Origin of the sequence: Zobellella denitrificans, assembly GCF_002407485.1 — a bacterium.
Lineage (GTDB): Bacteria > Pseudomonadota > Gammaproteobacteria > Enterobacterales > Aeromonadaceae > Oceanimonas > Oceanimonas denitrificans.
The window spans coordinates 159,737-178,165 of the sequence record NZ_CP012621.1 but is presented as its reverse complement, the minus strand read 5'-3'; the positions used below and the strand labels follow the sequence as shown (position 1 = coordinate 178,165).

Annotated in this window: 18 protein-coding genes; 13 read left to right on the top strand and 5 right to left on the bottom strand. The window is 57.2% G+C overall.

Annotated features, from left to right (window positions below; translation table 11 throughout):
* The first annotated feature begins 105 nt into the window (after positions 1–105).
* On the top strand, positions 106–1,119 hold the full coding sequence (locus AN401_RS00815; RefSeq protein WP_096778298.1) for a substrate-binding domain-containing protein: 1,014 nt from the start codon (positions 106–108) through the stop codon (positions 1,117–1,119).
* Positions 1,120–1,212: 93 nt separating this feature from the next.
* On the opposite strand, the gene tdh is transcribed toward AN401_RS00815, so the two are convergent.
* The 3 genes from tdh to AN401_RS00800 form a co-directional block, all read right to left on the bottom strand.
* Positions 1,213–2,238, bottom strand: coding sequence for an L-threonine 3-dehydrogenase (gene tdh, locus AN401_RS00810; RefSeq protein ID WP_176442001.1), 1,026 nt, complete (start codon positions 2,236–2,238; stop codon positions 1,213–1,215).
* Between the two features lie 13 nt (positions 2,239–2,251).
* Positions 2,252–3,442, bottom strand: a complete 1,191-nt coding sequence (locus tag AN401_RS00805; RefSeq protein ID WP_094038780.1) for a glycine C-acetyltransferase — start codon at positions 3,440–3,442, stop codon at positions 2,252–2,254.
* 96 nt (positions 3,443–3,538) lie between these two features.
* Positions 3,539–4,201 carry a TetR/AcrR family transcriptional regulator gene (locus AN401_RS00800; protein ID WP_096778297.1) on the bottom strand — a complete coding sequence of 221 codons (663 nt, stop codon included), beginning with the start codon at positions 4,199–4,201 and terminating at the stop codon, positions 3,539–3,541.
* Positions 4,202–4,343: 142 nt separating this feature from the next.
* Between AN401_RS00800 and rfaD the strand changes: the two genes are divergently transcribed.
* From rfaD to waaA, 10 genes are all read left to right on the top strand, one after another.
* Positions 4,344–5,297, top strand: coding sequence for an ADP-glyceromanno-heptose 6-epimerase (gene rfaD, locus AN401_RS00795; protein WP_096778296.1), 954 nt, complete (start codon positions 4,344–4,346; stop codon positions 5,295–5,297).
* Between the two features lie 14 nt (positions 5,298–5,311).
* Positions 5,312–7,078, top strand: a complete 1,767-nt coding sequence (locus AN401_RS00790; protein ID WP_096778295.1) for a polysaccharide deacetylase family protein — start codon at positions 5,312–5,314, stop codon at positions 7,076–7,078.
* A gap of 26 nt (positions 7,079–7,104) precedes the next feature.
* On the top strand, positions 7,105–7,716 hold the full coding sequence (locus tag AN401_RS00785) for an acyltransferase (protein ID WP_094038784.1): 612 nt from the start codon (positions 7,105–7,107) through the stop codon (positions 7,714–7,716).
* A gap of 69 nt (positions 7,717–7,785) precedes the next feature.
* A complete protein-coding gene (locus tag AN401_RS00780) occupies positions 7,786–8,580 on the top strand; it encodes a glycosyltransferase family 32 protein (RefSeq protein WP_096780270.1) in 795 nt (264 codons plus the stop codon).
* Between the two features lie 95 nt (positions 8,581–8,675).
* Positions 8,676–9,056: an HAD-IIIC family phosphatase gene (locus AN401_RS00775; RefSeq protein WP_094038785.1), complete on the top strand. Its 381-nt coding sequence runs from the start codon at positions 8,676–8,678 to the stop codon at positions 9,054–9,056.
* Positions 9,047–10,636, top strand: coding sequence for a capsular biosynthesis protein (locus AN401_RS00770; RefSeq protein WP_096778294.1), 1,590 nt, complete (start codon positions 9,047–9,049; stop codon positions 10,634–10,636). The genes AN401_RS00775 and AN401_RS00770 overlap by 10 nt, the downstream gene beginning before the upstream one ends.
* On the top strand, positions 10,633–11,367 hold the full coding sequence (locus AN401_RS00765; protein ID WP_094038787.1) for a glycosyltransferase family 2 protein: 735 nt from the start codon (positions 10,633–10,635) through the stop codon (positions 11,365–11,367). The genes AN401_RS00770 and AN401_RS00765 overlap by 4 nt, the downstream gene beginning before the upstream one ends.
* Positions 11,348–12,295, top strand: a complete 948-nt coding sequence (locus tag AN401_RS00760) for a WavE lipopolysaccharide synthesis family protein (protein ID WP_096778293.1) — start codon at positions 11,348–11,350, stop codon at positions 12,293–12,295. Before AN401_RS00765 ends, AN401_RS00760 begins: the two co-directional genes overlap by 20 nt.
* A 152-nt stretch (positions 12,296–12,447) precedes the next feature.
* Positions 12,448–13,503 (top strand): lipopolysaccharide heptosyltransferase II, encoded by a 1,056-nt coding sequence (gene waaF / locus AN401_RS00755; RefSeq protein ID WP_094038789.1) that lies wholly within the window; start codon positions 12,448–12,450, stop codon positions 13,501–13,503.
* A 4-nt stretch (positions 13,504–13,507) separates the two neighbouring features.
* Positions 13,508–14,773 carry a lipid IV(A) 3-deoxy-D-manno-octulosonic acid transferase gene (waaA, locus tag AN401_RS00750; protein ID WP_096778292.1) on the top strand — a complete coding sequence of 422 codons (1,266 nt, stop codon included), beginning with the start codon at positions 13,508–13,510 and terminating at the stop codon, positions 14,771–14,773.
* On the opposite strand, the gene AN401_RS00745 is transcribed toward waaA, so the two are convergent.
* Positions 14,758–15,465, bottom strand: coding sequence for a 3-deoxy-D-manno-octulosonic acid kinase (locus AN401_RS00745; protein WP_094038792.1), 708 nt, complete (start codon positions 15,463–15,465; stop codon positions 14,758–14,760). The two genes, waaA and AN401_RS00745, sit on opposite strands and share 16 nt — an antisense overlap.
* Positions 15,466–15,549: 84 nt before the next feature.
* Between AN401_RS00745 and AN401_RS00740 the strand changes: the two genes are divergently transcribed.
* The gene (locus tag AN401_RS00740; RefSeq protein ID WP_096778291.1) at positions 15,550–16,614 is read left to right on the top strand and encodes a glycosyltransferase family 9 protein; all 1,065 of its coding nucleotides are present in this window, start codon (positions 15,550–15,552) and stop codon (positions 16,612–16,614) included.
* Complete coding sequence (locus AN401_RS00735; RefSeq protein ID WP_096778290.1) at positions 16,611–17,390, top strand: glycosyltransferase family 2 protein; 780 nt, start codon at positions 16,611–16,613, stop codon at positions 17,388–17,390. The genes AN401_RS00740 and AN401_RS00735 overlap by 4 nt, the downstream gene beginning before the upstream one ends.
* Here the strand turns inward: AN401_RS00735 and AN401_RS00730 are convergent.
* Positions 17,359–18,384: a glycosyltransferase family 9 protein gene (locus tag AN401_RS00730; protein WP_096778289.1), complete on the bottom strand. Its 1,026-nt coding sequence runs from the start codon at positions 18,382–18,384 to the stop codon at positions 17,359–17,361. The genes AN401_RS00735 and AN401_RS00730 overlap by 32 nt on opposite strands.
* Positions 18,385–18,429 lie beyond the last annotated feature (45 nt).

Below are 18,429 nucleotides of genomic sequence, written 5' to 3'. Positions count from 1 at the left end.
TTCCGGCTCCGTCCTCGCCGAGGTGTCGCCCGATGGTGAACACCAAAGCACCGCTTGACGATGACATTTGCTACTATGTGTCCTTTCCCAGTTCGAGGTGTCAGCATGGCGACCATCAAAGATGTGGCAGCACAGGCGGGAGTGTCCATCTCCACCGTCTCCCATGTGCTCAACCGGACCCGCAAGGTGAGCGAGGCCGCCCGGACCCGGGTCGAGCAGGCGGTGCGGGAACTCAACTACGCCCCCAACTCGGTGGCGCGCAGCCTCAAGGTCAACAATACCCGCACCATCGGCATGCTGGTCACCACCAGCGCCCATCCCTTCTTCGCGGAAGTGGTGCAGGCGGTGGAGGATCTCTGCTTCGAACTGGGCTACAGCCTGATTTTGTGCAATACCGAGAACCAGCCCGAGCGACAGCTGATGCACCTGCGCATGCTGCTCGAGAAACGGGTGGACGGCCTGCTGGTGATCTGCACCGATACCCCCCCTTCCCTCACCGAACTGTTGCAGCAGCACCCCAGCCTGCCGCTGGTGATGCTGGACTGGAGCCGGGACAATGATTTTGCCGACATCATCCACGATAACGCCGACATTGGCGGATATCTGGCCGCCAAATACCTTATAGAACAAGGACACCGGGATTTCGCCTGCATCACCGGCCACCTGCACAAGGGCACCAGCCGGCTGCGACTGGAAGGCTTTACCCGGGCCTTGGCCGAGGCCGGCCTGGAACTGCCGCCCGAACAGATTATCGAGGGAGATTTCGAGAGCGAAAGCGGCTACCGGGCCATACAGCAGTTGCTGCGGCAGGGGAGCAGCGCCACGGCCGTGTTCGCCTTCTGCGACACCATGGCCTTCGGCGCCATCTGCGCCATCACCCAGGCCGGGCTCAGGGTACCCCAGGACATTTCGGTGATCGGCTATGACGACGTCAACATGGCACGCTTTACCAGCCCGCCCCTGACCACCATCTCCCATCCCAAACGCACCCTGGGCCGCTGGGCCCTGGAGCTGCTGCTGAAGCGGATCAAGGAAAAAGATCACCGGCCCGAGCAGCTGGAACTCCAGCCCCGGCTGGTGGTGCGGGACTCGGTCTGTCCGCCCGGGAGCAGGGATTAGGGACTGAAAGCCGGAAGCCGGAAGCCATATCCCCGGATTTCCGAAAGAACAGGGCCCGCCGAGGCGGGCCCTTGTTTAACCAGGCGGGGCGGCTTACTGCCAGTCCAGTATCACCTTGCCGGACTGGCCCGAGCGCATCACGTCGAAGCCCTGCTGGAAGTCGTCCACCTTGAAGTGGTGGGTGATGATGGGGGTCAGATCCAGGCCGGACTGGATCAGGCTGGCCATCTTGTACCAGGTTTCGAACATCTCCCGGCCGTAGATGCCCTTGAGCACCAGGCCCTTGAAGATCACCTTGTTCCAGTCGATGGCCATGTCGGAGGGCGGTATGCCCAGCATGGCCACCTTGCCGCCGTGGTTCAGCTTGTCCAGCATGTCGCGGAAGGCCGCCGGCACCCCGGACATTTCCAGGCCCACGTCGAAGCCTTCGGTCATGCCCAGCTCGGCCATGACGTCGTCCAGTTTTTCCTTGGCCACGTTGACCGCCCGGGTCACGCCCATCTTGCGGGCCAGCTCGAGCCGGTATTCGTTGACGTCGGTGATCACCACATGGCGGGCCCCCACATGGCGGGCCACGGCGGCGGCCATGATGCCGATGGGGCCGGCGCCGGTGATCAGCACGTCCTCGCCCACCAGATCGAAGGACAGGGCGGTGTGCACCGCATTGCCAAAGGGGTCGAAGATGGAGGCCAGATCGTCGGAAATCTCGTCCGGCAGCTTGAAGGCGTTGAAGGCCGGGATCACCAGGTACTCGGCGAAGGCGCCCTCCCGGTTCACCCCCACCCCCACGGTGTTGCGGCACAGGTGGGTGCGGCCGGCGCGGCAGTTGCGGCAGTGGCCGCAGGTGATATGGCCCTCGCCGGACACCCGGTCGCCAATGTCAAAGCCACGCACTTCCTGGCCGATGGCCACCACCTCGCCCACGTATTCGTGGCCGACCACCATGGGCACGGGGATGGTCTTCTGGGACCAGTCGTCCCAGTTGTAGATGTGGATATCGGTGCCGCAGATGGCGGTCTTGCGGATCTTGATCAGCAGATCGTTGTGGCCCAGCTCGGGTTCGGGCACTTCCGTCATCCAGATGCCGGGTTCCGCTTTCAGTTTTGCCAGTGCTTTCATCGTCATGCTCCCCTTAGATCACGCCCAGTTCCCGGCCGACTTCGGTGAAGGCGGCGATGGCCCGGTCCAGCTGTGCGCGGCTGTGGGCCGCCGACATCTGGGTACGGATGCGGGCCTGGCCCTTGGGCACCACCGGGAAAGAGAAACCGATGACATAGATGCCCCGTTCCAGCAGCCTGTCGGCCATGTTGGCCGCCAGGGCGGCATCGCCCAGCATCACCGGGATGATGGCGTGATCCTTGCCCGCCAGGGTAAAGCCGGCGGCGGTCATCTTCTCCCGGAAATAGTCGCTGTTTTCCCGCACCTTTCTGCGCAGATCGTCGCCGTCTTTCAGCATTTCCAGCACCTTGATGGAGGCGGCGACGATGGCCGGCGCCACCGAGTTGGAAAACAGGTAGGGACGGGAGCGCTGGCGCAGCCAGTCGATCACTTCCTTTTTGCCGGAGGTATAACCACCGGAAGCACCACCCAGGGCCTTGCCCAGGGTGCCGGTGATGATGTCGACCCGGCCCATCACGTCACAGTACTCGGGGGTGCCCCGGCCCTGCTCGCCGACGAAACCCACGGCGTGGGAGTCGTCCACCATCACCAGGGCGTCGTACTTGTCCGCCAGGTCGCAGATGGCCTTGAGGTTGGCGATGACGCCATCCATGGAGAAGACACCGTCGGTGGCGATCAGCTTGAAGCGGGCACCGTCGGCGGAGGCCTGTTGCAGGCAGGCCTCCAGCTCGGCCATGTCGTTGTTGGCATAGCGGTAGCGTTTGGCCTTGCACAGCCGCACCCCGTCGATGATGGAGGCGTGATTGAGGGCATCGGAGATGATGGCATCTTCCGGCCCCAGCAGGGTTTCGAACAGGCCGGCATTGGCGTCGAAGCAGGAGGTGTAGAGGATGGTGTCTTCCATGCCGAGGAAGGCGGACAGCTCCGCCTCCAGCCGCTTGTGCAGATCCTGGGTACCGCAAATGAAACGCACCGAGGCCATGCCGAAACCGTGGCTGTCCAGTCCCTGCTGGGCCGCCTTGATCAATGCGGGATGGTTGGCGAGTCCCAGGTAGTTGTTGGCACAGAAGTTAATCACTTCCCGCTGACCAACCTCGATGGCCGCACTCTGGGGAGAGGTGATCACCCGCTCCTGCTTGTAGAGCCCTTCGGCCTTGGTTTGCGCCAATTGCTCGCTGATATGAGCATAAAATGCCAACGACATACTGAACTCCCGTTATCAATCTGGCTGACTGGGTTAATTTCAGGTCATTTTACTACCAACAATCCCCTTTGACACAAGATATTCTAAGCAAGCCGACTATTTGTGAAAGGGATCACTGGGCGTACGGGCCAACGCCTGATAATGCTCCGACAATTTGGCCAGTTCGGCTCCTTTCTCCGGGTGGAAGTAGGGCTTGAGCAACAGCAGCACCCGGGCCACCCCCTCGTACAGCACCGCCTGGCTGATGCGGGGATCGAGCGACTGGGCCGACTGATAGCTGACCCAGAAGGAGACGACCATCTTCAGGGTCTGGGTCAGGGGATCTATCTCCTGGTCGGGAATGGCCAGCACCTGCTGGGCATTCAGCTCCCGCAGCAGGGCCTGCAGGTTGACGGCCAACTCCCGCTGCACCGCCAGGTACTTTTTGTGCAGCTCCGGATCCCGGTGCAGGATGTCGTTGAGATTGGCGTAGAAGAAACGGAACTCCCACATTACATAGAAGATGGCGTCCAGGTAGTGGAACCACACCGCCGGGCTGGCGCTGGCCGGGCCGGTGACCGGGGTAAAACTCTTGCGCAAATGCTCGGCATATTGCTGAAAAATGCGATGGATAATGTCGTTTTTATTGCGAAAGTGGTAATAAAGATTGCCCGGACTGATGCCCAGATGGGCGGCAATATGGTTGGTGGTAACATTCGCCTCCCCCTGCTCGTTGAACAACTGCAGGGCGGCGGCGACAATACGGTCCTTGGTTTTCATCCTGTTAACCAATACTCACTGACATAACTGAATAGTAACACAGGCGGGCGGGTTAGTTTTCTGTCGCCGAACCATGATAAACTTTCGCCCGATTTTATTCCGTTTTGCCGGACAGATTCCGGCCAGCAAGAGGCAGCTAACGATGATCATTGTGACTGGCGGCGCCGGCTTTATCGGCAGTAACCTGGTGAAGACCCTGAACGAGCAGGGCCGGACCGACGTGGTGGTGATCGACGATCTGACCGATGGCACCAAGTTCGTCAACCTGGTCGACCTGACCATCGCCGACTACCTGGACAAGGACGAGTTTCTGCACCGCATCGTGTCCGGCGACGAATTCGAGGAGTGGGGCGGCATCGAGGTCATCTTCCATGAAGGCGCCTGCTCCGCCACCACCGAGTGGGACGGCAAGTTCATGATGGAGAACAACTACGAGTACTCCAAGGATCTGCTGCACTACTGCCTGGAACGGGACATTCCCTTTATCTACGCCTCTTCCGCCGCCACCTACGGCGGCCGCAACGACAACTTCATCGAAGAGCCGCAATACGAGCAGCCGCTCAACGTCTACGGCTACTCCAAGCAACTGTTCGACCAGTACGTGCGCCGCCTGCAGCCGGAGATCCAGTCCCAGGTGGTGGGGCTCAAATACTTCAACGTGTACGGCCCGCGCGAACAGCACAAGGGCGGCATGTCGAGCGTGGCCTTCCACCTCAACACCCAGCTGCACAAGGGCGAAAACCCCAAACTGTTCGAAGGCTGCGACGGCTACCCGGACGGCGGCCAGATGCGCGACTTCATCTACGTGGACGATGTGTGCAAGGTCAACCTCTGGTTCTGGCAGAACCCGCAAGTTTCCGGCATTTTCAACTGCGGCACCGGCCGCGCCGAGCCCTTCAGCAACGTGGCCGAGGCGGTGATCAAACATCATGGCAAGGGCCAGATTGAGTACATCCCTTTCCCCGAGCAGTTGAAGGGCCGCTACCAGAGCTTTACCCAGGCTGATCTGACCAAGCTGCGCGCCGCCGGCTACCCCCATGAATTCAGGACGGTGGCCGAAGGGGTGGCGGAATACATGGCCTGGCTGAACAGATAACGCCCGGGCCGCCCATGAATATACTGATGGCGTTGTCCCAGCTGGAAGTGACCGGGGCCGAGGTGTATGCCACCACCCTCGGCGACGAGCTGAACCGGCGCGGGCACCGGGTATTTTATGTCTCCGACACCCTGACCAAGCCGCACCAGGGCCAGTTCTTCCGGCTGCGCTTCAACAAGCGCAGCATCCCCCGTCGCTTCTGGCATGTGGGTTACCTGATTTATCTCATCAAAAAACACCGCATCCAGCTGGTGCATGCCCACAGCCGCGCCTCCAGCTGGAGCTGTTATGTGGCCTGCAAACTGACCGGCACGCCCATGATCACCTCGGTGCACGGCCGCCAGCCGGTGCACGCCTCACGCAAGAAATTCCATGCCCTGGGCGACCGCGCCCTGGCGGTATGCGAGGCGGTGCGGGACCAGCTGATCAGTGCCCTTGGCGTCGAACCCGGATTGATCGCCATCGGCCGCAACGGCATCGACACCCGTCATTACCAGCCCGTGCCGGCACCGGTGAATGAACGGCCGGTGATCAGTATCGTCGGCCGGCTCAGCGGCCCCAAGGGCGAGCTCTGCTACCGGCTGCTGGATCAGTGCCTGGATACCGACAGGTACCGGGTGCAGGTGGCCTCCGGCTCCGAGCTTCCCGAGCGCTTCCGGCGCTTTCAGGACAAGGTGGAGTTTCTCGGTTATGTGCGGGACGTACCCGGGCTGATGGCCACCTCCGATCTGGTGATCGGTGCCGGCCGGGTGGCCATGGAGTCCATCCTGATGGGCAGGCCCACCTTCGCCATCGGCGAAGCCAGCGCCCCGGGGCTGGTGACGCCCGACAATATTGATGCTGCCATGGCCGGCAACTTCGGCGATATCGGGCCCATGGACCTGGACATCGACTTCGCCGCCCTGCCCGACCGGATAGCGACGGCGCTGGCCTGCCAGGGCACGGCACCCGCGGTAATGACAAAGGTCAGGAGCAACTACGATCTCGTCGCCGTGGCCGACGAGCTAGAGCAGCACTACCAGAGCGTCTATGTGCACCGGCTGCGGCGGGAAGTGCCCATCGTCATGTACCACCGCTTTATCCGCGACGACAGCGAAAAAGGGATACATGGCACCTATCTGCATGTGAACATGCTGGAAAAGCACTTCAAGCTGCTCAAACGCCTCGGCTACCGGACCCTCACCTTCGCCGATCTGGCCGACCAGGGCCTGGCCAGCCGGCTGACGCCGGACAGCAAGTACATCATCATCACGGTGGACGACGGCTACCGGGACAACTACGAGTTGCTGTTCCCGCTGCTGAAAAAGTACGGTTTCAAGGCGGTGATCTACCTGGTGACCGGCGAGCGTTTCAATCGCTGGGACGTGGAGCAGCCCGGCAACCCGGAAAAGCGGGTGGAGCTGATGACGCCGGAGCAGATCAAGGAAATGGCCGACTCCGGCCTGGTGGAATTCGGCGGACATACCCTGACCCACCCGCACCTGGACACCCTGAGCAGGGAAGAACAGCGACGGGAAATCGCCGACAACAAGGCGCAACTGGAACAGCTGCTGGGCCGGCCCCTCGCCTCCTTCGCCTACCCCTTCGGCAGCCATAACGAAGACAGCAAAGCGCTGGCCAGGGAGCTGGGCTACCCCTTCGCCGTGGCCACCAACAGCGGCCCCCTGGCCATGCACGAAGATCCTTACCAGATCCGCCGTATCGCCATCTTCCCCCGCACCGACGTGTTCGGGCTGTGGCGGAAGATCAAGGGGGATTATGTGTTCAGAAAGAATAAATAGTCTTCTCAAGTCAATGGAATATTTTCATGTTTAACAAGCTGACATCAAGATTGCTAAATATAATAAAAAGCAAAGGCGGCCAGCTCCTTACCAGCCCGGATTCTTATCTGATATGGAACAAAATCAAGTTATCTGGTAAGGGAAACCGTCTTGTTGTTCTTGGCAATGGTAAGTTTCGCCGTTGCGTGATCAGCGTTAGAGGAGAGAACAACATCATAGAAATTGATAATGGTGCCAATATCAGCTTTAGCACATTGGAAATAGTCGGCAACAACTGTCTTATTCGTATAGGTAAACAAACAGATATCGGAGGAGCGTATTTGTCAGCCAAGGGTGAGGGTACCAGGCTCACGATAGGTGAGCATTGCATGTTTTCTCGCGATATCAGTGTCATGACTTACGATGGACATCCTATTTACGATGCGGATACAAAAAAAATTCTTAACCACCCTCAAGACATCCACATAGGCAATAACGTATGGATAGCCGCCAATGCTTCCATATTAAAAGGTGTAACTATAAATGATGGCAGCATTGTTGCCTTCGGTGCCATAGTTACTAGAGATGTTGAAGAAAAAACAATTGTTGCTGGAACTCCCGCAAGAAAGATAAAAAGTAACATTGCGTGGGAGCACTAAAGTGAAAAAACATTGGTTAAGGCCATCCCCACAACCTGAGCGCTCATGCATCTGAAATACAGGATCATTATGAACAAGACTCCTATTCTCATAGTCAACCGCCTCACCCGATTGATCGGCAATGTTTTCAAAATTTTCTCCTACCTATTTCACTTCTTATTACCAAATCTACGCTTTTCCATCCCTGAGTACTCCCCTGCAAAGCTCAGTCTGTCCCGACGCAGCTCGATTCCTCGTACCATTTGGCAAACCAACTTCACCAACAAATGCACCTTGCCCGTGTATATGAACTACTTGTTCAATCGCTTAATGTCCCTTGACTGTGACTACCGCTATGTAAGCACCGAAGCTCGTGGAGAATATTTAAAAAATAACGCGAAAAAAGAAGTCTATGACGCCTATATGAAACTCACCAATGGTGCAGCTCAGGCTGATTTATGGCGCCTGGTAGTCTTGAATCTCGAAGGTGGTGTATATATGGATATAGATGCTACTCTGGTATGGCCGTTGGACAAGCTGATTGGTATGGAAGAAAAGGCTATTTATATAAAAATAGATAACAACACTCGCTTCACCAATTATTTTATTGCATCCGCCCCAAACAATCAGGATCTTGAAAGCGCGATTGAAAAAGTATTATACAATATTGATAATTATGATCCGGCCATGGGAGTTTATTACTCTACCGGACCAGGCGTATTTGACGAGCTTTTCAAAGAAAAAAATGACATTCATACGGAAGATCGTAAATACGTTTGTATCCAGGGGAGTTTCACCAATGAACACTTTCAATATTTGGATCGTCCTCGCTCCAAATGGACCCACATCAATCCGGCAGACCTGGTCAAAAAAGAGGATAACTGAGTGTCTATTTCTGAAAAGGCATCGCTAATTCTAACAAATTTGTCTGTTTGCATGAGCAATAACAATAAAATTAAAGGTAGTGGGGTCAACAAAATATGAGAAAACTAATTGTTGACCTGGATGGTACTCTGACTCAGGCTAACACCTCTGACTACAGGAATGTGCTCCCCAAAGAGGAAGTAATAGAGCAACTTCGAGAATATAAAAAGCAAGGATTTGAGATTGTCATTTCTACGGCACGCAATATGCGCACCTATGAGGGAAATGTTGGTAAAATTAACATCCATACACTGCCTGTCATTACAGATTGGCTGGACAGACACTCTGTGCCCTATGATGAAATCCTGGTTGGCAAGCCGTGGTGTGGCCACGAAGGTTTTTATATTGATGATCGTTCCATTCGCCCCTCTGAATTCACTTCAATGACATTAGAAGAAATTCACAAACTGCTCGAGAAAGAAAAAACATGTTTCTAATCATGTCGGGTGCCTATGTTGGGCAGGAGCTAGAGTCAGAATTCGGACGAATACCTCCCAGCTTTTTACCCCTGGGGAATAGGCGACTATTTCAGCATCAGGTGGCTTTGGCACCAAAGGGATTACAGATTTATCTTTCCCTTCCGGAGTCGTTCGATATTTCTCCCATTGACCAAGCCTGGCTGGATGAAAACAAAATAGAAGTCGTCCCCATCCCCGATGGACTTAGCCTGGGTGCATCCCTGGTAGCGGCAGTCAATATCAGTGGTCATCGACTCGACAAGCCGTTGCATGTGCTTTATGGAGATACCCTATTCCAACAACTACCTGTTGGTGATGACGTAGTCAGTATTTCTTTGGCAAAATACAGTTACAACTGGGCGGTATTAACTGACGACCATTGTGAGTGGCTAAAAGATCACCAACCTCAGAAAACGAGAGAGACAACAAGAATCATAGATGGCTACTTCAAATTCAGCCAACCTAAGACAATTCTGAAATGCATTACTCAGAGTGAGTGGAACTTTATACAGGGTCTTAACCGCTATCATCAAGCTGTCGGACTGACACCAGTATATTCTTCTGGCTGGTTGGACTTTGGCCATGTTAATACCTACTACCGTTCCAAGGCAAAATTCACTACACAACGTGCATTCAACGAGTTGGTGATCACGCCACACTGGATAGAAAAATCCAGTTCACATAACAATAAGATCTCGGCAGAAGCAGAGTGGTTCACAAAGCTGCCGGCCCCATTACGCGGCTATACTCCACAGTTTTTGGGCTGCGAGACCTCACGTGATGGCAAGATTTCTTATCGTCTTGAGTATTTGCATAATACGGCACTTAATGAGCTATTCGTCTTTTCAAGACTTCCCCTTCCAAGCTGGCAATCCATATTAAAGAATTGCATTGATTTTCTTGTTGAATGCTATAACACAAAGGCCCCGAACGAAGCCGAAAGCAACTCCATGGATATATTGTTCGGAATAAAGACTGAACAACGAATAAAGGAATATTGCCAAAATACCGATCTGGATCCTTCAAGCTGTTGGGTATTCAATGGCGAGCCAAGTGTGTCACTCAAGAAAATATTGCAGGACAGTCACGACAACTTGCCCGATTGCAGTCCTCATGCCTCGGTCCTGCATGGTGACTTCTGCTTCAGTAATATACTATATGATTTTCGTGCCGAGAAAATCAAAATAATAGATCCGAGAGGCATGACTCCTGAAGGAAAAAAAACTTTATATGGTGATATTCGTTATGACATAGCCAAGCTCAGTCACTCTGTGCTGGGCTTGTATGACTGGATAGTTGCGGGATATTATCAGGTTGACACCCACGAAAATAACATATTTTTATCAATTGCAGAGCCTGCCGAACACAAAGAATTACAGCAGGGATTTGTTGAAATGATTAAACATCACTTTGGGCTGGAAGCACAGCATCTCTATGCCATGCAAATACAGTTATTTTTGTCGATGCTGCCTCTTCATGAGGATGACCCAAAACGTCAGCAGGCCTTTTTTGCCAATGCATTTAGACTTCATCAGATCATGACGAGAGTTAAGCAATGATAGTGATACCGATGGCGGGTATGAGTTCACGTTTTTTTAAAGCCGGCTATGCAAAGCCCAAGTATATGCTTGAGGCTCATGGAAAGACGTTGTTCGACCACTCAGTGAGCAGTTTTGATTCATACTTTTTGAGCACACCATTTCTTTTTATTGTCAGAGACGCTTTCAATACTGCGGACTTTGTTGCGCAGTCTGCAAAAAGACTGGGGATTAAAGAATTCCATATCATTGTTCTGGAGCAGGAAACACGCGGTCAGGCTGAAACCGTTTCGCTAGGACTGGCCGGATTATCAGACCAAGGCATTGATTACAATGATGAAATCACCATTTTCAATATAGACACCTTCAGACCAAACTTCGTTTTCCCGGAGGTGGCAAGTTCAGGTTGTGGATATCTGGAAGTCTTTGAAGGAAGCGGTGACAACTGGTCATTTGCCAAGCCCAGGCATCCTGACAGCACCGAAGTGATTCAGACTGCTGAAAAAAAACCAATATCCAACTTATGTAGCACTGGATTATATCACTTTTCTAAAAAAAATCATTTTTTAAATGCGTACTTTGACTATTTATCAAAACCCAAGACAGAATGGGAAAAGGGGGAACTCTATATTGCTCCGCTATACAACCATCTGATTGAGAAAGGATTGACGGTTCACTATCACCTTATTGATCGTGATGATGTTATTTTTTGTGGCATTCCGAGTGAGTATCATGAGTTTCTACAAGCCTGAAAACGATATCAAAATTGATGACAAAGACATTACCTTTGTATTGCAAGGACCCGTATCTTCTAGTAAAAGCCGTGCACAGATTGAAGGTGTAACAGAACAAAATGTTGCATCAATCAGAGAGCTATTCCCCAGTTCCACCATCATACTGTCAACCTGGAAAGGTCAGGATGTTGCCAACCTGGATGTAGATAAAGTGTTACTACTTGATGATCCAGGACAAAATAGTGTTTTCAATGATAATGAAGAGATAAAACTGAACAACAACAGGCAGCTCCATAGCGCCCATCAGGGCCTCATGGCTGTAAAAACTCGATACGCAGCCAAAGTAAGAACCGACAACATTATTAAAGGCCGAGGTTTTGTTGATCTATTTGAACGATTTGCCTCTGCTCCAAGAGTACCAGCCATTTCCTACTTGAAGAATCGCGTTGTCACAAGCAGCACATTTTTTATTTCATCTCACATCGGCCAGCCAGTTCACTTCCACAAGAGTGATTTATTTGACTTTGGGGAAACACAGGACTTGCTTAAAATATGGCATGACCTTCCTGTTCCAGCGCTTCACTTCAGTAAGCGTTCTGGATACAAGTCTCGCTACCCAGCAACAGAGCAGTTTTTGTGCCTTCACTGGTTGTCCAGACTGATGAACAAAAAGCTGTTTATTAACACTAAAGCTGGAGATGATGCAGGTCTGGGGCCTGATTTTTGGAGAACATTTATCGCCCATAACCTTATAGTTTGCGAACCAGCCAAGATGGGGCTTGATGTCACTGAAAGATTTTATCAGCGCGGAAACATTGCACTTGAGTATGACTTGGATGATTGGAAATACATGGCAGGCTTGTCGGGAAAGCCGGCCGACAAAAAACGCCTAAAAAGATCATTAAAAAACCTTGAAGGACGACTACTTAGAAGAATTTTTAAATAATCACCACCTACCATTTTTTGCATTAAAGAGTGTTAATAAATGATGATTGAAAAAGATGACACATCAGACATCCACTTTCTATGGTAGCTATATCAGGTTCATCTATTTATAATCATGCAACATAGCATGGCTTTACAGACGAATATATCCGGATGAAAACTCTAGTCATAGGCCCCTCCTGGGTGGGTGACATGGTGATGTCCCAGAGCCTCTATATCACCCTGAAGCGCTTGCACCCCGGTGCCGAGCTGCATGTGATGGCGCCGGCCTGGTGCTGCGCCCTGCTGGAGCGGATGCCCGAGGTGGACAGGGCCATCGTTATGCCACTGGGCCACGGGGACTTCAAGCTAGCCGAACGCTTCCGCCTGGGCCGGCAACTGGCCGCCGAGGGCTATGACTGGGCCATTGTCCAGCCCAACTCCCTCAAATCTGCGCTGATCCCGCTGTTTGCCGGCATCAAAAAACGCACTGGCTGGAAGGGCGAGTCCCGCTATGGCCTGCTGAATGATCTGCGCCGCAACAAGACCGATTTCCCACTGATGGTGGAACGCTACGTCTCGCTGGCCTACCCCAGGGAGCAGATGAAGGATAACCACTGTCTCCCGGAACTGCCCTGGCCCACACTGCGGGTCGATCCGCAGAACCAGCGGCAGGCCCTGAGCGAGCTGGGACTGACCACAGACAGATCCATTCTGAGCCTATGCCCGGGCGCCGAGTTCGGGCCGGCCAAACGCTGGCCGGAGCAGTACTACGCCGAGGTCGCCCGGCACCAGATCGAGCAGGGCCGACAAGTATGGATCTTTGGCTCGGCCAAGGATATCCCGGTGGCGGAGGCCATCAAACACCACTTGCCGCAGCGGCTGCAGGAGCATTGTCATATTCTGGCGGGCAGAACCTCGCTGCACCAGGCCATCGACCTGATGGCGCTCAGTTCCGCCGTGGTGTCCAACGACTCGGGGCTGATGCATATCGCCGCCGCCCTGCAACGCCCCCTGGTCGGCATCTACGGCTCCACTTCCCCCCGGTACACCCCGCCACTGGCCGAGCGGGTCGCCGTGGTTCATACGGATATCGAATGCCGCCCCTGCTTCAAACGGGAGTGCCCCTTGGGTCACCTCAAGTGCCTGAAGGAACTGCCAGCCAAGCGAGTGATCACCGCACTCGAGAAGTTGCTCGGCCACGAGCTTATCTCCACATCTGCCCGGTAAGCCCATGCCCTATCGCCTTGTATACAACCTGCTTATCCATCTGTTCAGCCCCGTCCTGCTGGCCATGCTCTACTGGCCCAAACAGGGCAAACCGGGATTCGGCCGGCGCTGGCCGGAGCATCTGGGCTGGGTCAGGCCAACATCGACAGCAAGACCGCTCTGGCTGCATGCGGTGAGCGTAGGCGAGGTGGTGGCCGCGACTCCCCTGATCAAGGCGCTGAAGGCCGCCCATCCAGAGATTCCTATAGTGGTGACCACCACCACCCGAACCGGAGCGGATCAGGTGGCCAGGCTGGGAGAACTGGTGGAGCACCGCTATGCGCCGCTGGATTTCCCCTGGGCGGTGGCAGGCTTTATGCGCCGCATCCAGCCGCGGGCCCTGCTGATCATGGAAACCGAACTCTGGCCCAACCTGCTGCACGCCTGCGGCCAGCGCCGGTTGCCGGTGCTGGTGCTTAACGCCCGGCTGTCGGCCCGTTCCGCCGACAGATACCGGCGTTTTCACGGTATATTCCGGCTATTGTCCGCCAATATCACTCACATCGCCTGCCAGCACCGGGACGATGCCGAGCGCTTCGCCGGACTGGGTGTGCCCCGCGAGCGGCTCAGCGTCACCGGCTCGGTAAAGTTCGATATCGGTTATGACGAAAAAGTTCACCGGCAGGGCAGGACCTTGCACGAACACCTCGGGGCATCCAGACCGGTCTGGATCGCCGCCTCCACCCACGAAGGCGAAGACGAACAGCTCCTCGCCGCCCATCGCCAGCTGCTGCAACGGCACCCTGACGCCCTGCTGATACTGGTGCCACGCCATCCCGAGCGTTTCGACCAGGTGGCGGAGCTGGTAGCGCAGCAGGGGTTCATACTCTGTCGCCGCACCGATGACAATCCCGGCCCGCAAACCCAGGTCTATCTGGGTGATACCATGGGCGAGCTGCCCGTCATGCTGGCGGCGGCGGACATCGCCTTTGTCGGCGGCAGCCTGATCGAGCGGGGCGGCCACAACCTGCTGGAGCCCGCCGCCCTGGGCAAGCCGGTGCTGACCGGTCCTTCCACCTTCAATTTCAGTGACATCACCCGCCAGTTGGCGACGGCCGGTGGCGCCCGCGTCGTCGCCGATACCGACGAACTGGTCACCGCCCTGGAGTCATTGTTCGCCGATACGGAGCAGGCCCGGGCCATGGGCCGCCGGGCCCTGGCAGTGGTCAGAGCCAACCGGGGCGCCCTGGCCAGAACGCAAACCTTGATCCAGGATCAACTGGCCCTGTAACCGCTCAGCAGCGCCTGCCAGTCCTGTTCACTCCAGTGAAACCCGGGGTGCAGGCCCTGCTCCTTGCGAAAGGAGCGCAACAGCCGCTCCATGTTCTCCCGGGACCAACTGCCGGGCTGGCGGAAGTGGCATTTGTCGAAGTCGATCAGCCAGCTCTTGCCGCTGTCGTCCAGCAGCACGTTATGGCTGTTGAGATCCGCATGGTAGAGGCCGGCGTCGTGGAACTGGCGGATGGTCCTGCCGATGCCCTGCCATTCCTGCTTGTTCAAGGCCTGTTCCTTGAGGATAGCCACCAGATCGCGGGCGTTGTTGATGCGGGTCAGGATGATGTCGGCCCGGTATACCAGGTTGGAGCGCACCATGCGGGCGGCGCAGGGCCGGGGCACCGGCAGGCCGCGACGGTGCAGCTTGGCCAGCACGGTGAATTCCGCCATGGCCCGGCTCTTGGACTCGGCCACGTGCAGGAAGGTATCCTCCATCACCCGGCCTATCATGCCGCCCCGGTAGTAGTGGCGCAGCACCTTGTGACCCACCTCGTCCTCCACGAACCAGGTGGTGTTGCGCCCCACCGACTTGCCGCGGATGGCGTTTTGCTCGCGCCAGTAGTCGATTTCGAAATAATCCCGCTTGAATGCGCCGAAGCATTCGGGATCGTACCAGATAATTTCAGAACCGTGCTCTATCCGTTCCATTTCCACCCCCTGACGAAAACACGGATTTTACATGGCCGGAAAGGCTTTGCATAATGCCGGACTCGGATTCAGGAGAGTTCACCCATGGCCCTGTTCAGCTCGCCCCCCTCTTCCCTTTGTTTGCTGCGTTTATCCGCCATCGGCGACTGCTGCCATGCGGTGGCCCTGGTGCAGGCCATCCAGCGCCAGTGGCCCCAAACCCGCATCACCTGGGTCACCGGCAGGGTGGAAGCCGGCCTGCTGCAACTGCTGCCCGGAGTGGAGGTGATCCCCTTCGACAAGAAGGCCGGCTGGAAAGGCTATCTCGCCCTGTGGCGGCAACTGCGGGGACGCCGCTTCGACGCCCTGTTGCATATGCAGGCGGCCCTGCGCGCCAGCCTGGCCAGCCTGGGGATCCGGGCCCGATACCGGCTGGGTTTCGAGCGGGAGCGGGCCAAGGACGGGCAGTGGCTGTTCACTAACCTCAGGGTGCCCGCCACCGGCGACCATGTGGTGGACGGCTTTATGGGCTTCGGCCGGGCGCTGGGGCTGGACGATGTCTCCCCGAGCTGGTCCCTGCCCCTGCCGGCAGCCGAACGGGACTGGGCCCGCCCGCACCGGGACCACCGTCCGCTGCTGCTGATCTGTCCCGCCGCCAGCAAGGCCTACAAGAACTGGACCGCCGAAGGCTACGCCGCCCTCGCCGACCACGCCCACGAGCGCGGCATGAAGGTGATACTCATCGGCAGCCCCGCCAAGATGGAACAGGATCTGGCAGCGAAAATCTGCAATATTAGCGCCAACATCGACGAAAACCTGGTGGGAAAAACCAGCCTGCCGCAACTGCTGGCCCTGATCCAGGAGGCCAGCCTGGTGGTGGCGCCGGATACCGGCCCCGCCCACATGGCGACCCTGGTCGGCACCCCCGTCATCGGCCTCTACGCCCACCACAACCCCCGGCGCACCGGCCCCTACCGCTGCCGGGATTACGTGGTCAGCGTCTACGAAGAGGCCCTGCTGGCGGAAACCGGCAAGACCCCCGAGCAGTTGCCCTGGCGTACCCGGGTCAGGGACCCGCACGCCATGCAGCGCATCACCCTCGAGCAGGTGATTGCCCAGTTCGACCGCATCACCCAAGATTTCAATCTGTTACAGGAGCCTTCTCGATGAACCAGCGCCCCACCCTCGCCGCCGTCCTGATCGTCAAGAACGAGGCGGACAACCTGGCCGACTGCCTGGCCACCCTGGACTGGGTGGACGAAATCGTGGTGATGGACTCTGGCAGCACCGATCGCACCCGGGAGGTGGCCGAGGCCGCCGGTGCTCGTTTCTTCGAGAACACCGACTGGCCCGGCTTCGGCCGCCAGCGGCAGCTGGCCCAGGACAGGGTGCAGTCCGACTGGGTACTGTGGATCGACGCGGACGAGCGGGTCACCCCCGAACTCAGGACCAGCATCGAGGCGGTGCTGGCCCGGCCCACCGACGACACCGTCTACGCCATTTCCCGCCTGTCCTGGGTGTTCGGCCGCTTTATCCGCCACTGCGGCTGGTACCCGGATCGGGTGCTGCGACTCTACCCCAGGGCCCTCACCGGCTACAACGACGCCCTGGTACACGAAAAGGTGGAGCTCAAGCCGGGCATCAACACCGCCCGCCTGCGGGGGGATCTGCTGCACTACACCTATCGGGATCTGGAGCACTACCTGGTCAAGTCGGCCGGCTACGCCGCCGCCTGGGCCCGGCAGCGGGCCGAGCGGGGCAAGAAGGGCTCCCTGGCCCAGGGGCTGCTGCACGGGGTGGGTTGTTTCCTCAAGATGTACCTGCTGAAGGCGGGCTTCCTGGACGGCCGGCAGGGCCTGCTGCTGTGCCTGCTGTCGGCCCACTCCACCTTCGTGAAGTACGCCGACCTCTGGGTCAGGACAGAAACGTCCGGGCCCAGGGAGTGACCGCCGCCGCTACCGCAGTCACGTCCACCCGGCTCATGTCCTCCACCTGCTCCCCGGCCTCGCCGGGAGGATGAAAGGCCAGGTGCCGCCCCTCGCTGTTCAGCGGCCGCCAGCGCCGCGGCGTGGCCGAGCGGCGCAACGGGAAAAAGCCCACCGTGGGCACGTCCAGGGCGGCGGCGATATGCAGGGGACCGGTGCTGCCGGCCACGAACAGGCTGCCGCAGGCCAGCAGCCGGCAGAAGGCCGGCAGGGGCAGATCCCGGGCCACCACCGCCCCCACCCCAGCCTCGGCCGCGACCTGCTCCGCCAGCGCCGCCTCCCCGGGTCCGGCGGTGAGCACCGGCTGGGCGGCGGGGAACTGGCTGCATAGTGCCTGCATCAGTTGTGCATACTGGCCGGCCGAGAGGTTATTGGCCGAGCCGCCACTGCCCGCGTGCACCAGCAGCCAGGGCCGCTCCGCCGCTATCCCCAACGCCGCCGCCAGCTCCGCCCGGAAAGGAGCCAGCTCGGCGGCCTCGAAGCGCAGGTAGGGCGGCGCGGGTTCGACCGGCGTCACCCCATGGTGGTGCAGAAAGGCCCGCACCAGATCCAGGTTGTACTCGTACTCGGGCTTGGCGGAGCGGGAACGGCGCTGGGTCACCCTGTGGTTGTAGAGCACCTGGGCCAGCTTGGTGGCCGGTGCCCAGCGCTGGGGGATACCGGCCTGCCACACCAGCCTGGCGTTGCGAAAGTTGGAGAACAGGCAGATAACCGCATCGAACCGGCCACTTTTCAGCTGATCCAGCAGGGCGCGTTGCGCGGTCGGTGTCCCCTCCTTGCCCGGATCCAGCAGCACCCGGTCGATGCTCGGGCAAAGCTCGGCCAGTTCGCGGGTATAGGCGGGAACCAGGGCAACCACCTCGCAGCCGAGCGAGGCCTTGAGCATGGCGAAGGCCGGCCAGGCCAGCATAAAGTCGCCTATCTTGTCATTGCGAACCACCAGTACCCGTTTCATATCGCGCTCCACCTTGTTCCTGTGCTGCGGTATTCTACCTCAAAC

Excerpts from the sequence above, each read along its gene's own strand:
- AN401_RS00815 (WP_096778298.1), top strand. The coding sequence starts at position 106 with ATGGCGACCATCAAAGATGTGGCAGCACAGGCGGGAGTGTCCATCTCC.
- tdh (WP_176442001.1), bottom strand. The coding sequence starts at position 2,238 with ATGAAAGCACTGGCAAAACTGAAAGCGGAACCCGGCATCTGGATGACG.
- AN401_RS00805 (WP_094038780.1), bottom strand. The coding sequence starts at position 3,442 with ATGTCGTTGGCATTTTATGCTCATATCAGCGAGCAATTGGCGCAAACC.
- AN401_RS00800 (WP_096778297.1), bottom strand. The coding sequence starts at position 4,201 with ATGAAAACCAAGGACCGTATTGTCGCCGCCGCCCTGCAGTTGTTCAAC.
- rfaD (WP_096778296.1), top strand. The coding sequence starts at position 4,344 with ATGATCATTGTGACTGGCGGCGCCGGCTTTATCGGCAGTAACCTGGTG.
- AN401_RS00790 (WP_096778295.1), top strand. The coding sequence starts at position 5,312 with ATGAATATACTGATGGCGTTGTCCCAGCTGGAAGTGACCGGGGCCGAG.
- AN401_RS00785 (WP_094038784.1), top strand. The coding sequence starts at position 7,105 with ATGTTTAACAAGCTGACATCAAGATTGCTAAATATAATAAAAAGCAAA.
- AN401_RS00780 (WP_096780270.1), top strand. The coding sequence starts at position 7,786 with ATGAACAAGACTCCTATTCTCATAGTCAACCGCCTCACCCGATTGATC.
- AN401_RS00775 (WP_094038785.1), top strand. The coding sequence starts at position 8,676 with ATGAGAAAACTAATTGTTGACCTGGATGGTACTCTGACTCAGGCTAAC.
- AN401_RS00770 (WP_096778294.1), top strand. The coding sequence starts at position 9,047 with ATGTTTCTAATCATGTCGGGTGCCTATGTTGGGCAGGAGCTAGAGTCA.
- AN401_RS00765 (WP_094038787.1), top strand. The coding sequence starts at position 10,633 with ATGATAGTGATACCGATGGCGGGTATGAGTTCACGTTTTTTTAAAGCC.
- AN401_RS00760 (WP_096778293.1), top strand. The coding sequence starts at position 11,348 with ATGAGTTTCTACAAGCCTGAAAACGATATCAAAATTGATGACAAAGAC.
- waaF (WP_094038789.1), top strand. The coding sequence starts at position 12,448 with ATGAAAACTCTAGTCATAGGCCCCTCCTGGGTGGGTGACATGGTGATG.
- waaA (WP_096778292.1), top strand. The coding sequence starts at position 13,508 with ATGCCCTATCGCCTTGTATACAACCTGCTTATCCATCTGTTCAGCCCC.
- AN401_RS00745 (WP_094038792.1), bottom strand. The coding sequence starts at position 15,465 with ATGGAACGGATAGAGCACGGTTCTGAAATTATCTGGTACGATCCCGAA.
- AN401_RS00740 (WP_096778291.1), top strand. The coding sequence starts at position 15,550 with ATGGCCCTGTTCAGCTCGCCCCCCTCTTCCCTTTGTTTGCTGCGTTTA.
- AN401_RS00735 (WP_096778290.1), top strand. The coding sequence starts at position 16,611 with ATGAACCAGCGCCCCACCCTCGCCGCCGTCCTGATCGTCAAGAACGAG.
- AN401_RS00730 (WP_096778289.1), bottom strand. The coding sequence starts at position 18,384 with ATGAAACGGGTACTGGTGGTTCGCAATGACAAGATAGGCGACTTTATG.